This window comes from Helicobacter muridarum (genome assembly GCF_000765805.2).
Classification (GTDB): Bacteria; Campylobacterota; Campylobacteria; order Campylobacterales; family Helicobacteraceae; genus Helicobacter_A; species Helicobacter_A muridarum.
Map to the genome: position 1 here is coordinate 1 of NZ_JRPD02000023.1, position 15,270 is coordinate 15,270.

Below are 15,270 nucleotides of genomic sequence, written 5' to 3' on the forward strand. Positions count from 1 at the left end.
CCTAAAGCTAGATGAAGAATCTCTATTAATGAGAGCTTCATCTAAAGACAAAGCAATCAGTAAATAAGACTAGTTTCTTTGCTCTTTAAGACATGATAAAGGTAGTTGGACTTAAACTCAGTGAAGATTATAGGAGTGGTAAGGGAGATTCTTAGAGCTTATTGCTATCAGAATGACAGAGGCTAAATATGACAAGGTAACGAAGTTATAACAAAGTAATCCCTTGTAAAAATGGTAAGCTTATGGAAAAGTAATATGTCGTTGTTTTAGGATAGTGGGGCAGCAATCAATAAATTACATAAAAGGAAAATCATGCAAGAGACTAAGATTCACTCCATTTCACAAAATGATCAAAGCACTATTGTGGCGAAATTTACCCCAAGCAGTGAAAAAGAAAGGCATTATGAGAGTGAAAAGGAGCTTGAAAGCAAATTTATTAAAATTTTGCAAAAAAATGGTTATGAATATAGCAAAATCAAAAATGAAGAAAGTTTGATTAATAATCTTAAAATCCAAATGCAAAGGCTTAATAATTGTGAGTTTAACGCAAATGAGTAGCAAAGATTCTTTAAAGAAATTCTAGCAAATCCTAGTCATAGCACTATTGATAAAAGTAAAATTTTTCATCTTGATTTTTGGGATCAGTATTTTACTTTTGATAATGGCAAAGCACAAAATTTAAAAATCATTGATAAGCATAATATTCAAAATAATTTTTTACAAGTGATAAATCAATACTATTCACAAGGAGATTATAAAAACTGCTATGATGTAAGCATTCTTTAAGCCAGCAAATGTATTAATCTCTAGTGCTAATGGCTTATTTGGTAGGACATTACTACTATTCTATAACTTCGTGCATAAGATTATGAGCCGCTTTGCAGGAGCATTAAGCGACAATCTAGCACATCAAAGCTTAGAGCATCAGCTAGGTTTAGCCCTGCGTTATGCAAGAGATACAAAAGACTTTATTAATACAAGCATAGAATCTTTAAGTAAGAATGAGTTTAAAGATGATAGTGAAGCTATAAAGGTATTAAAAGAGTTTAACTATTGGAGAGAAAAGCTAAATAAAGATTCTATAAATAGCATATTTGCACTAAAAGAAGCCTATGAAACAGAGACTAACACAAAGGCTAAAGATGAAATAGCTACTGCTATTGCAGAGTATAAGCCAAAGTTGCAAGAGTTTCAGGAAATAATTGATGCTGAAGTAATAGAGCATAATAAAGCATTAGGCTATGATGATAATAATGCTAAAACAAAGCAAGCTTATAAGAGTGCACTAGAAAATATCACACCAGAGGAAATGCCTAAAGCCTTAAACGCAGAGGAAGTGTTGCAAATTTTGCAACACTTCGATAATGTAGAGAATCTTAAGCAACATTTAGAGACTAGGGGTGATAGCGTATTAAGAAATAGAATTTTTAATTTACTTGAAACGACACTAAAAGAACCTCATTTTAAGTATAAAAAAGACAATAAAGACAAATATTTAAAGCGGTTTAAAGATGGAAAAGGCTCTTTTTATTATGTGTTAATTACAAAGAATAATGATAAAACTTTTATTACTCATTTTAAAAATACTGATTTAGACTATTTAACAAGAGAATTAGAGAATGCAGATGAAATATTAAAAGGGGACGATATTATAGCCTCGCTTAAACGTCCGACTGGTGCTAGTGGAAACACTACTAAAGAGGCAACCCTCGACAATAATTCTACTACAGATTCCATAAAAAACAACTTAATCGAACTAAAACAAGATATTAATGAAGTAGAAAGCCTATTGCAACAAAATCCAAGCAAAGCATTAGAGTATAAGTTGCAAGAAAACTATGCAAATTCTATAACACAAGCAGGCAATTTATTAAGCTATGTAGAGAATATGGCTAAAGAATTAGCAAATAATCCATCACAACTAAAAGACTTAGCAAAGCTAAAAAGTGGCATAAAAGATTACATAAAAATACCTTATAGCATTATTGTAGATTCTAAAGGCAATGCACTTCCTTTAACTGATAGTGCTATTAGAGCCGCAATACTTTATTATTTCTTTGAAGAGTTAAATAGACTTAGTAAAAGAATGCTAAATAAGGCTTTAGAAGCATTGCCTAAGCCCATATTAAACAATGACATAAAACATTTAACCTATCAAGCAAAAGCAACACAAAAAGAGTCAATGAATGCAGTATATAAAAAGGCTAATGATATAGAAGTTAATTATAAAAAGATACAAGGTTTATTACCAGCACCAGAAGCTACACAAAATAAGATAGATAGTAATCTATTCTTTGAAAGAAAAACACCTTTAGAAGCAGAAGTTGAAAATAATGTTGAAATTTTTATAGATTCTAGCAATATAAAGCATGCAATCCCAAAAGACATAGCTACAAAATGGAAAGAAACCTTTAATCTTAAGAGCTTGCAAGATGATTTTATACCAAATTTTAGCCAAGAGATAAAAGAAGCATTAGCAAAAGAGGGAATACAAGAGATTAGATTAAAAGGTGGGAGCCTTTTAAAGCTTATGAATGAAAACAGAATGAAATATTTAGATAGAATAAAACCAACCTTGCAAGAACCACACAGAATTATAATGCAAGATGAAAATACGATTATTTTTGCTAAAAACTTTGGCGAGCAAAAGCATTTTACAAGCGTAGCAAGAAACGATAATAATGAATGGATTATTAGGAGTAATGCACCAAAAAGCGAGAATGGATTAAATAATAAAATTGAAAAAGGCGGATATGAGATTTATAATAAAAATCAAGCGAATAGTCAGATTAACGCTTCTACCCCTTACGATGATATAGCAAACTCTAATATCAAACTTGACAAAGAGCATTATACCACAGATTCCACAAAACCACAAACACAAAAACAAGCCGATTTAATAGAATCTAATATGAAAGGAAAAGCACATGAGCGACAAGAAAGCACAAGACAAACCGCAAACAAACAGGGCACAACAGCCACTACAACAAAATCTATTGAAAGAGATTATAGAGCAGGAAGTGAAGGGCTTAATAATCACACGAGCGATAGTTCACAAGGGCTACAAGACACAAGAGGAGCTAATAAAAGAGACAATGAGCCTAGCAATGCAGATGGATTCAAATCACAAGAGATACCACAGGAAAAGCCGCAAGATAATGCTAGAGCAGAGGAAAACATACGAGCAGAGCCTAGCAATAGCAGCTTCGATACTAAAAGCAGCGATGATATTCTGCGAGAGGGAGAAGGACATAATGCTAGAATCGGATTTAAACAGGATAATAACATCGGATTTAATGCAGGAGGAAACAGCAATGAGTATCAAACAAGCCCTAGATTTCGTAGTAGAAATGTATCTTTAACGCACAAAGGTAAAAAGGCTAAGGATTCTAATATTGAATCTAAACAAGCTAAAAGATTTTTCGCTAACGCTCAAAATGACGAAGCATTGCCTCATTCCGAGCCTAAAAGTCATTCTGAGGCTTTAGCCGAAGAATCTATACCGCAAGAAGATACACAACAAACCACAAAAGACATCATAAAAGAAGCAAAACAGCAAAAATTAAGCGTCAAAGAAACACAGAAACAAATCAATGAAAATAAATTAAAACAGCAAATACAAGCAATACAAGACTATGGAGATAAGTATTTAGAATATAGCGATTATAAATTCTTAGAGGATAGATTGCAAAATGAAAAGAATGTCAAAGCATTAGCAATAGACTTTTTAGATGATTCTATACATGTAGTAAAAAAGATAGAAGTAGCTAATACAAAAGATAATATACCTATAACAATGCTTCATATAAAAAAGCTAATAAGTAATAGCAAACAGCTTAGCAGCAATAAAATAATAGAGCCATTAACAGGCTTAAAAGTAGATAAAGATATGCTAGCAGGCTTTACTTCTGATAGAACAAAAGCACAGATAATGGGCTATGCGCTTAACGATGTAAATAGAGAAAAAATACCCTATGCACTGCAAAATGGCATTAATACACAGCATTTAAGCGATTTTCAAAAAGAGTTATTGAAAGAGATAATAGAAAAAATAAACAATGAGGGTAAAAAGCTAGACATACAAAAAGCTAAATTAGATTCTAATATTGAATCTAAACAAGATTCTAAAAGATTTTTCGCTAACGCTCAAAATGACGAAGCATTGCCTCATTCCGAGCCTAAAAGTCATTCTGAATCTAAAAGTCATTCTGAGCGTAGCGAAGAATCTATCCCGCAAGAAAAACCAAAACCCACAAAAGACATCATAAAAGAAGCAAAAGAGCAAGGCTTAAGTGTAAAAGAAACACAAAAGCTAGTTGATGAGAATAATGCAAAGCAAGGGACATTAGAATTAAACCCCAAGCCTTTAGCAAAGCTCGGACGTAATACTTCACAGCTTGGGAATGCTAATCTCACAAAGACTACAGCGTCCGAATCTCTAGCGCCTATTGAAAAGCATTTAGATGATTCTACCATAAGAAGTCATACAAAAGAAAAAGAGTTAAAAAAGTTGCAAGGTAATCTACCACGAAAAGACTTAGATTCCAAAAACAAAGAAAAACAAGAGATAAAACAACCTCTAAGCCTAGATGTAGAGAAAATAGAAAAAGCAAAAGAGCGACTCTCAAAGCCACTAATACAAGAATATGAAACTACACGAAAGGAGCTAAAAGAATTAAAAAACACAAAACCTATCCTAAGGCAAGCCTTACAAGAGCTAAAAGAAATTATGGGTGAGGATAAATTTAATTCTTTAAACAATCAAGGAATGTTTAGAAAAAAGCTCACCTTTAGGGATATGGAGAATTATAACTATTGGAAAGAATACATAGATAATGATGAATATCAGCCATTCTTCACTAAATACGATGCAATCTTTGCAGACAATAAAGCAAAAACAGAAGTAAAAGAAGAGCAATTAGACGAGATTGGCTATAAGATAAAAAGCATAGAATGGGATTTATGGAATGTTCCGCAGAACTTACGCACGCAATGGGGTTTGCAGCAGGAGGGAAATAATTTCATAGCTTTAAGAGATATGGCGCATAAGCATGGTTATTCTGACAATCAAACCTTTAAGGCTCAAATAGAGCAATACAAAAAACAGAATGCAAATAATCCTAATATGCGAAGCAATGATAAGCTTTATGAGGTATTAACACAAAATATAAAAGAATGGCGAGATAATATAGAAAAAAAGATAAATACAAATCCTATCAAAGAATTTGGCACAAATTACGCAGAGTTTTACCACGATGGGCAAAATGCAGTTAAAAAGCCTTTAGCAGAGAAGCAAGGACAAGTAGCAGGTGCATTTTATAGAGATGAGCTAGGCGATATTGATTTAGTTTGGGGTAAAGTAACAAACGCAGAAAAGAATAAAGGCTATGGCTTAGCACATATTATAGATAAACACCCGAATTTAGATTTAAAACTTATGGCAGATATAGTAGAAAAAGGAGAGATTAAAGAGACTTTTAGCGGTGCAAATATTTACTATGATGATTATATTTTAGGAATAAATAAAGGTTGGGGAGAAAATGGTGTTATATATGGAGATAATAAATGGATTGTTACAGCATTTAACAAAGGAGAAAATCATCACCTTAGCAACCTTGATGATTTTAAAAAGGGGAAGGACTTTACCACTAAACTCAAGCCTAATTCTACCACAAAAAAGCTTAATAAAGATGTTTCGCTTGACGCTCAACATGACGCAAGGAATAAGAAGCATGACAAAGCAGAAAAAGTAGAGCAAGTAGAAAAAGAAGCAGATAACTTTCAAAGTAGCTCTAATCCAGCAGGATTGCTTAATCCAGAGGAAAAAGCATTAATACAAAAAAGCTTTAAGTAACAAGATTTAGAAGAGATAGCAAGCTCTAAAAAGCTATATGATTTAAATATGGATAGCTTAAAGCTTTTGAAAGATATATTAGAAAATCCAAGAGTGCTAAATGATAGTGAAAAAGAAATATTAAGCAACTTTAGAGGCTTTGGTAAAGCTAGTAATGAGCTATTTAAAAATATAAAGGAAAAAGGAGAAGCTTACAGGGAGTTAGAATCTTTGCTTAATTCTCTAAGCGAGCATTTAGGTGAGAAAATAACACCGCTAGATATGCTTAAAAGGGCTAGTGATGCCTTTTATACACCGATGCCAATTATTAGAGAAATGGTAAGTCTAGCACAAAGCTTTGGATTAAAAGAAGGGCATTATGTCTTAGAGCCTAGTGTTGGTGTGGGTAGATTCTTAAGTGAGTTAAGCAATAAGGGCTTAAATATCCATGGAATAGAAATAGATTCTATCTCTGCAAAGCTAGCAAGTCTAATCTATCCTAATGTAAAGATTAATAAATCTGGCTTTGAGAAATCAAAATACGCAATCAATGATTTTTACGACTTAGTAATCGGCAATCCACCCTATGGTAATTTCATTATTAAAGATTCTAACTTTAGGGCAACTGCTCATAACTACTTTATGAAAAAAGGCATAGACAATCTAGCAGAAAATGGCATAAGCATTCAAATTGTTACGCATAACTTTATGGACGCAAAAGATAAGCTAACACGAGCAAAAATAGCAGAAAATGCGGCTTTTATGGGCGGTGTAAGACTACCAAACACTGCCTTTAAAGACGCAAAGGTAACAACTGACATATTAGTCTTTAGAAAAGCTGGAAAGGGTGAGAAGCTAGATAATTCATGGATAGAAACAACAGATTTTAATGGAATGCAAGTATCTAAATACTTCTTAGATAATCCGCAAAATGTCTTAGGAAATATGCAAGTAGGTAAAGGGCAGTTTGGAGATGTTATAGAAGTAGTCAATAAAGACTTTGATATAAATAGCTTAAAGTTACAAGAGTATATAAAGCATGATAATCTAGCATTGACTACGCATAAAAGCAATAGAGAATCTCTATTACAAGAAGTAGAGGAAGCAAATAAGGCTAAAGAATTTATAGGAGAAAATAGCCCTTTAGTATTAAAAGATAATGAAATATATAGACATGGCAATATAATCAATGTGGAAGCAGAGCTAAAAGAGCTAACTGATTGGAGTGAAAGCACAATCACGCAAAGAGCTAAAGCCCTAAAAGATATGCTACCAGATATAAATAATGTAAGAGAAACTCTATCTAAATTGCAAAATGCAGAAAGAGAAGGGCTAGAGTATGAGACAATAGAAGCTTTAAGGAAAGATTTAAATACGCAATATCAAAAGCTAGTAGGCAAAAACTCTAGCTTTTATAATAAAAATGGAGCAATTTCACAAAAGTTTAAAGCTTATGAAATGCTAGATGATGAAAGCTTTGAACTCTTTGCATTAGAGAAAAAAGCAATAGTTAACAATGACAAAGTAGTAGGAGCAATAAAGTCTGATATTTTCACAAAAAGAGTAAATTATCCATATATTGCACCACAAAGTGCTAATAATTTAAATGAAGCAGTGGCTATAACTTTAAATGAAACAGGAAGCTATAATTATGGACGCATTGCCGAGCTTTTAGGTAAAGATATAAAATCTGTTAAAAAGGAATTGCTAGATAATAAAATACATTATTTAGATAATAACGGGGAGCATATAGAAAAAGAAGCATTCTTAAGTGGTGATGTAAAAACTAGGCTTGAAAGCTTTCATGATGAAAATGGATTACCTAAATTTAGCGAAGATGAAAGTATAAGAAAATATCAAGAGATTGCATATAATGATTTAAAGAATGTGATACCTGATGATATTGAATTGCCTTTAGTAAATATCCCTTTAGGTGCAAACTGGCTAGATAAAAATATAACAGATTCTTTTTTAAGAGATGTTTTAGAAAGCAATATAGAAACAAGCTATATTCATGGTGTAGGTTGGAATTTTAAATATGACAAAGGCATAACAACAGGCAGGGATTTAACAATAGCAACAAGTGATAAATTTAGAGAGCAAACAGGGATAAGCACTATTGATGGGGCATATTATTTAGAAGATATGTTTAATAATAAAACCTTAAAAGTGCAAAAAACAATTTTTAGCAAAGAAAAGCCAAATGCAGTTACATATACAGACCCTATAGCCTCTCAAAGCTTAGAATCTATGAAAAAGCAATTAAGTGCAGAGTTTAAAAACTTTATCTTAGAGAATGAGAGCTTTACAGACATCGCACAAAAGCAATATAACGATACCTTTAATCGCATTGTGCAAAGAAAATATGATGGTAGCCATATACAACTTATTGGTAAAAATGCAGATATATCTATGCGAGAACATCAAAATAACGCGATATTTAGGTTTTTACAAGAAAATAGCACGCTCTTAGCACATGATGTAGGCACAGGTAAAAGCTATACAATGGTGGCTAGCTCTATTGAAGCTAAACGAATAGGAATAATAAAAAAGCCCATGATTGTTGTGCCAAACAATGTAGCTCCACAGCTTGCAGCAGAGGCAAGAAGGCTTTATCCAAATGCAAAAATACAATTGGTGCAAGCAGTCAGCAAAAAGGATAAAAATAAACAATTAGCAAGGATTAAAAATAATGACAATGATATAACCATAACTACATATACTGCTTTTACAAATATGAATATCTCGCCTAGCTACTTTGAGAGATATATACAAAATGAGCTTAAATATATTGATAAAATAATAGAAAAACTAGCAAAAGACCCTAATACACCAAAAAGAGTAATGAATGCCGCACTAAATAAAAGAGACAAGCTAAAAGAAAAGCTAGAAAATTACATACAAGAAATAGAAAATGAAAAACAAAATCTTTTCTTTGATGACTTAGGCATTGATTCCTTAATGTTTGATGAGGCACATTATCTAAAAAACTTACCCATACAAACCGCACAAAGAAATGTAAGAGGTATAGGAGCGGCAAACTCCCAAAGGGCATTAGATGCGATGATGAAAGTAACACATGTCTTTGATAATGACAAAGGCAAAGTGTTATTTGCAACAGGCACACCTATTACAAACTTTATAAGCGATGTATATGTCTTGCAAAGATTCCTAAGTCCAAAAGGTTTAGAATCTGCAGGGATTGAACACTTTGATGAATGGTGTAAGCAGTTTGCAGGGGCAGCAAGTGAGTTTGAGCTAAAGGCAACAGGCGATTATAAACTCACAACAAGGCTAAGAGATTTTACAAACTTACCAGAGCTAAAAAATCAATATCTACAATTTGCTGATGTCGTTACAAAAGATGATATGAAAAAGGCAGCAGAAAAGCAAGGTATAAAGAATCTTGAGCCAGAGATTGAGCGCATTAATGTAGTCATTGATAAGAATTCACATCAAGCTGAATTTATGGAATTAATAAAGAAGCGAGCAGAAAAGATAGAGCAAAACAAAAGAGCTTCAATGGAAAAAGGAAGCGATAATATGCTAAAAATTATCTCTGATTCTAATAAAGCAAGCCTAGATATGCGTTTAATTGATAGAAGCTTGGAGAGAGATTCTAATGGTAAAATCGCACAATCTGCAAATAATATCTATCAGAATTATAAACAATATGACAATGTGAAAGGCACGCAATTAGTCTTTTTAGATACTTCAGTGCCAAAGAAAAAGGTAAGTCCGAAAAAGATAGAAAAGCTAGGAAAAGAGTTAAAGAATCTTCAAAAAAGAATAGATGAATTGGAGGAATTAGGCGACTTTGAAAAGGTAGAAAATCTTAGTAAGAAAAAAGAGGATTTAGAGATACAGATAGAGCAGTATAAAGATGGCTTTAGTGTGTATGATGATTTAAAAGAAGTCTTAATTGAAAAAGGCATAAAAGAGAATGAGATAGCCTTCATACATGATTATCAAGCGGAGGGTAACTCTAAATGGAGTAAGAATGTCTTAAGAGAAAAGATAAATAGCGGTGAAATTAGAGTATTAATCGGTAGCACAGGTAAAATGGGAGCTGGAAGTAACTTCCAAGAGCGATTAGTCGCATTACACCATTTAGATTTAAATTGGACACCAGCCAATATGGAACAAAGAGAGGGTAGAATCATTAGACAAGGAAATAGGCTAATAGATGAGATACCAAACTTTAAAGCTAAAATCTATACCTATGTAACAAAAGAGATGAGTGATGCTTTAATGCTTCAAACCTTAGAGCAAAAGCAAAAGATTATAAAGCAGATTCAAGACCCAAATCTAAAAGCAAGGTTTGTAGAGGATACTAGCGAAGATAATTTGCATGGCAGGCTTAAGGCTATGGCAAGCCCAAATGCAGAACAGCATTTAGAGTTTATGGGCTTACAAAAAGAGCTAGATTTGCTAAATAATACTATTGCAACAAGCAAAAACATTGTAGCAAATAACACAAGAAAGATAAAAGAAGCACAAGATTTTTTAGCACGCAACAGCCAAAAGCTAGAGTATCTAAAAGAGTTTATAAAGGACACAAAAGATAATGATACTTTAAGCATTAATGCTAAAACATGGAATCTAAAAGAGGATAAAAAGGCAAAAAAAGACACAAAAGAGAATGATAAGCAAAAGACTAAAAGCAAAGAAAAAGAAAATGATGTTATAAATCAAGCTTTAGCTGAAGTCATGAAAGACTTTGCAAGAAATCCTGACAAAATGCAAATAATAGGCACATATAAAGGCAAAAATCTAATGGCTTATAAGGCTAGCAGTGGTGTAGAAATGCTTTTAGGCGATGATTTAAAAAACTCATTCCCATTAAATAAGATTGATTTAAAACAAGCATATTATGATGAGCTAAACTATCTAACAAGGCTAAATAATGGCTACACTAGGCTTATAAAAGGCGATTATGCTAGCGTTTTAGAAGGACAAATCTATGAAAAAGAAACACAAATAGCAAAATCCAAAAAAGCCTTAGAGAGAGAAAAAGGCAATGATTTAAGCCAAACACAAAAGCTTTTAGAAGAAAGAGCGTATAGGCAAAAAGAGTTAGCAATCTTTTTAGGCATGGGAGAGCAAAAAGACCATGAATTTATGGAAGCAGTCTTAGGCGAGTATTATAAGAAAATCATACATGATAAGATTAATGCTGAAAAAGAGGGATTAGATATAGAATCTAATAAAGAAGCAAAAAATGTAAAAGAAACACAAGCAGATATTCATAAGCATAGGCAAGAAACAAAAGAGGCTTTAGAGACATTATTAAATAAGGATATTATAAATAACAAAACAGGATTAAAAGCACAAGTTTCTAGCAAGTCTTTAGCAAAAATGTTAAGCACAACAGCTATAAATAAGAGTGTAGCTAATGGCTTTAGCGAGTTAGAACACATACAAGCAGTGCAAAATATACAGAAGCTTTATGAGAATGCTACCCTAAAGGAAACCACAAAAGACAAAAGCGGTGCTAATAACTTGCTTATACATAGATTTAATTCACCATTTAATGATAATAATGTGTTGATTACGATTAAGGAAACTACTTTGGGTAAAACAAAGGGAAATAAAATTTATAGTGTTGAATTAGAGCTTATCGAACAATCCGCCCCAACGCATAGCACGACATAGCTAAGGGCGGAATTTTTACATATTTCTAGCTAACGAGTCCCGTGCAGTTCGTTAGATATGTAAAAACTTAGTTTCATCATACCACAGAATCTATAACAAATAAGAAAGGATAAACATGGAAGCATATATACCAATAATTGGATTGATAGGACTATTTGTAATATTATGCCTAATAAAGCACATAATAGGTATGCAGAAATCAACACCATATCCAGATAGATACCTATGTGATATGTATGAGATAAAAAGGTTAAAACATGACATACAAATGCTAAAAGATGAAATAAAAAGGCTAAAACAAGAAAGAATAGAAAAAGATGAGATTCTACAAGCAATCAAAAGCTTAAAAGAAAAGTAGATTTTAAAACATATTATGCTGATGAAAGTGGAAGTAGAATGAATGAACTTGTTAATGAAATGGAAATTCTGTATAAGAAAGAGAACTAAAAGGTCGCAGACCTAGCTAACAACTACACACTAGCTGGATTCGCTTACTCTAAGCCCCATAAGTTGAGTAGGGTTGAATGCCTAGCAGCCAAAACCTTTTAGTCTGTAATTCTACTACAGAATCTATAACAAATAAGAAAGGATAAACATGGACGCTTTAGATACTGAAAAAATGTTAGAAAAAATACAAGAAAATCTAAGAAAGCATTTAGAAAAGCTTTTAAAAAATAAGGAATACGAGGGCTTAAAAATTGATGATATATACACTGATTATTGGAATGATGAGTGTATGTATGTAGGTATTGAGCTTGTAAGAGAGGGCAAGTAAAAAGATGACTTTAAGCAATACAAAGAGAGGATAAACATGGAAACATACACAGCAATAATTGGATTGATAGGACTATTTGTAATATTATGCCTAATAAAATACATAATAGGTATGGAGAAATCAACACCATATCCAGATAGATACCTATGTGATATGTATGAGATACAAAGACTAAAAGATGAAATAAAAAGGCTAAAACAAGAAGCCATAGAAAAAGAGGAGATTCTAAAAGAAATAAAAAGCTTAAAAGAAAAGTAAAAACATGCAAGTTAATTGGGATTATGTAACTTTGATATTAACAGGCTTTATTATGCTAGTTGTGATGTATCTAGTTTATAGCTTCTTTGCATTTTTAGCAGAATTTGTGCTTAATTTGCATAAATATTATTCTCTTAAGGTTAAGCATTTTGAAAAAGAACAAAAGCAAACAATAGTTAATAAAAGCAATATGAGCTATAAAGAATTAAAAGACTTAAACAATGTAATTTCTGCAATATTGCAATTTAGCGATAAGAGATATTATGTAACTAAAGTAGAAGCAGATCTAAAGAGTAATAATGAAGTCTTTATATCTATAACACTAAAGGATAACCATGATAGAAACAGATAACCTAACATTGAAAAAGTTTCAAGAAAACTTTGACTTTATAGAAGCTAAAATGAAAGATAGTCAAATCTATAAAGACGCATTAGAGAGCTTTACAAAATATATGCCCTCTCACTCTTTTACAGACGACCAAAAGGCTTTAGCTTATAGTGATTTTATGGCTAAAACATTCTTAGGAGTGTTTAATACAGCCGTGCAAACTGCTTTAACAATAGACCAAAATGAAATAGCTACAAGAGATGCACAAAATCAAAGCGCATTAGGGATTTTAGGTAAGAAAAAAGAAGTAGCAATGCTAGCTAATCAAGTAAAAGAAAGTTTCTTTAAGATACAAGCTAGCAAAATGCAAACCGCACAACTTCAAGCCCAAGCCTTGCAAGATAAAATCAAAGCTGAAGTCCTTCATAAAAGTGCAAATGATAACGCTCAAATTAATAAGGCTAACTGCATGGTAAGCTATCAAAATGTCCTATCTAATGCAAATAAACCAGATCTATTAAAAAGCTATGATATGCAAAAAACAACAGTTGATGCGCTAAAAGCTATTGGTGAAGCAGCAATTAGTGATTATACAGATGAGTGGAAAAGGGTTAAGATTCCAGACTATAACACAGACTTTGATACTACAATCATAGAGATTTATGTAACTAAAAGCATTATAGCAATCAATGAAGTAATAAGCTTTCATATTGTAACTTCCATTGAGTTAGTAGAAGCAGAATGGGATTTTGGCGATGGACAGACTAGCACACAAAAGGATAATATACTAAAATCTTATAGTAAAAGTGGCTCATATAATGTAATGCTAAAGGCTTTAGTAAGCGTTCAAAATGAAGAGTATGAAAACGATAAAACACAAGAGAAATTCCTAATAAAAGAGTATTTTAGAAACTTAGAAGTGCTTGTGTGTTAGGGAGCTTTGTTGTATTTGATTAGAAATAAGTTTATAAGTGAGAAACTTGTAGCAATTATAATATTTATTTACAAGTGGTTTTAAGTCTAAGCCCCAGCTCAAAAGCGGGGCAAAGCTTTTTGCGTTGCTTATTCTACCATATAGGAGTTTTAATATGATCTTTTTTGTTATAGCTTTATTAGGATATTATATATTTGACTTAAACAAGCGAGTGAGAGAGCTTGAAAAAAGTTAAAGGATTAATATGCAAACTTGTTAACAATAGCAAAAGAGTTAGGTATAACTTACAAAGAGTTGTGAGAAGCGATAGGTTATAGCGAGAGTGCAATAAATGGAGCAGCACGCAAGGATAGTGTTAGTGAGCCATTAAAAAAGGCTATTGAGCTTTTTTGGAAAATCTTAAGTTAAAAGATGAGCTAAAGGACCTTCACACTTTAAAGGCTATTTTAAATAAATAAAATCACGCTAGAGCTAGTATTTAAAAGAAGTAGCAAGGAATGAATTGGAAGAAGTGAATTTAGAAGCCATTAATAAAGATAAAAAGATATACGAAATAGGCAATTTTACTTATGAAAGAGCATAGAATGAAGATTTGATAATCTTGAGTTAATCCCTGCCACCTTGTCATGCCTGCCAATAAGTCATGTTGAATAACTCCACTTGTGTTATGTCTAAGCAAAGCCGAGTAATGCGTAGCCGAGTGATGCGTAGCCGAAGAATCTTTTACCTTGTCGTTTTCTACTTTGTTGTCATTCTGAAGGCGGGCACCAGAAGTTTCTATTATTGTATTATTACGAACACTCCCCTTGTCATGCTCCGCCTTTACTCTGTCATGTTGAGCCATAGGCGAGTCCTGCGTAGCCGAAACATCTATTACTTTATCATTAAAAGAATTGTTATTTATGGCAATCTCATTATTACACTCATTATTTGCAAAATCCACACTTTTAGCTACACTAGCAGTAGCCAAAAGACTAGATTCTGATACTTTGTTGGATATTGCCTTGCTAGATTCTGTGCCTGTATTGATAGATTCTTTGTGATGTAGCACATTATGATGTTGAGCCACCGCCTTATCATTGCTTTGAGGGCTAAGAATCTCATTATCGCATTCATCGCTCCCTGCATTCTTAAGGCTAATCTCCCCATTAGCCTTATATGCATTTATAAAAGCCTCTACTTCTTTACTTATAGCCTTAATATTGTATTTATCCTCTTTTTTGTATATCTTTACAATAGTTTCTATTCTTTGGTTATATATAAACGCTTCTGCTTCTATTTCGCTATTAAATGGCTCACTCCAAATGCGCAATACTTTGCCGCCACGACCTATGCCGTTTGTGTAGGTGAATACAAAATATTTATTATCTATTTGGATAATATTTTTATGGCTTGAACTTGCTTTTAAAATTTTCTTATTAATAGCCTGAATGCTTATATGATACATCTTTCCCAATTCTCTTGTTGTCATCTTATGAATCCGTCCT

General features: G+C 32.5%; 10 protein-coding genes. 9 read left to right on the forward strand and 1 reads right to left on the reverse strand.

The features are described 5' to 3' along the window. The first annotated feature begins 312 nt into the window (after window positions 1-312). From LS73_RS08155 to LS73_RS10290, 9 genes are all read left to right on the forward strand, one after another. Window positions 313-558 (forward strand): PDDEXK family nuclease, encoded by a 246-nt coding sequence (locus LS73_RS08155; RefSeq protein WP_034556594.1) that lies wholly within the window; start codon window positions 313-315, stop codon window positions 556-558. Window positions 559-618: 60 nt separating this feature from the next. Beyond that, the gene (locus tag LS73_RS10665) at window positions 619-786 is read left to right on the forward strand and encodes a type I restriction endonuclease (RefSeq protein ID WP_407918750.1); all 168 of its coding nucleotides are present in this window, start codon (window positions 619-621) and stop codon (window positions 784-786) included. 82 nt (window positions 787-868) lie between these two features. Continuing rightward, window positions 869-5,854 (forward strand): putative barnase/colicin E5 family endoribonuclease, encoded by a 4,986-nt coding sequence (locus tag LS73_RS08165; protein ID WP_104692217.1) that lies wholly within the window; start codon window positions 869-871, stop codon window positions 5,852-5,854. A 48-nt stretch (window positions 5,855-5,902) separates the two neighbouring features. Next, window positions 5,903-11,488, forward strand: a complete 5,586-nt coding sequence (locus LS73_RS08170) for an LPD3 domain-containing protein (protein ID WP_034557991.1) — start codon at window positions 5,903-5,905, stop codon at window positions 11,486-11,488. Window positions 11,489-11,603: 115 nt separating this feature from the next. Then, on the forward strand, window positions 11,604-11,846 hold the full coding sequence (locus tag LS73_RS08175) for a hypothetical protein (RefSeq protein WP_034557992.1): 243 nt from the start codon (window positions 11,604-11,606) through the stop codon (window positions 11,844-11,846). A gap of 237 nt (window positions 11,847-12,083) precedes the next feature. After that, complete coding sequence (locus LS73_RS08180) at window positions 12,084-12,263, forward strand: hypothetical protein (protein WP_034557993.1); 180 nt, start codon at window positions 12,084-12,086, stop codon at window positions 12,261-12,263. 36 nt (window positions 12,264-12,299) lie between these two features. Next, window positions 12,300-12,521 carry a hypothetical protein gene (locus tag LS73_RS08185; protein ID WP_034557995.1) on the forward strand — a complete coding sequence of 74 codons (222 nt, stop codon included), beginning with the start codon at window positions 12,300-12,302 and terminating at the stop codon, window positions 12,519-12,521. A gap of 4 nt (window positions 12,522-12,525) precedes the next feature. Then, the gene (locus LS73_RS08190) at window positions 12,526-12,873 is read left to right on the forward strand and encodes a hypothetical protein (RefSeq protein WP_034557996.1); all 348 of its coding nucleotides are present in this window, start codon (window positions 12,526-12,528) and stop codon (window positions 12,871-12,873) included. Next, entirely contained in the window at window positions 12,857-13,783 is a 927-nt protein-coding gene (locus LS73_RS10290; protein WP_034557997.1) for a PKD domain-containing protein, read from the forward strand. Before LS73_RS08190 ends, LS73_RS10290 begins: the two co-directional genes overlap by 17 nt. Before the next feature lie 517 nt (window positions 13,784-14,300). Here the strand turns inward: LS73_RS10290 and LS73_RS08210 are convergent. Then, window positions 14,301-15,254 carry a hypothetical protein gene (locus LS73_RS08210; RefSeq protein ID WP_104717596.1) on the reverse strand — a complete coding sequence of 318 codons (954 nt, stop codon included), beginning with the start codon at window positions 15,252-15,254 and terminating at the stop codon, window positions 14,301-14,303. Between the last annotated feature and the right edge of the window lie 16 nt (window positions 15,255-15,270).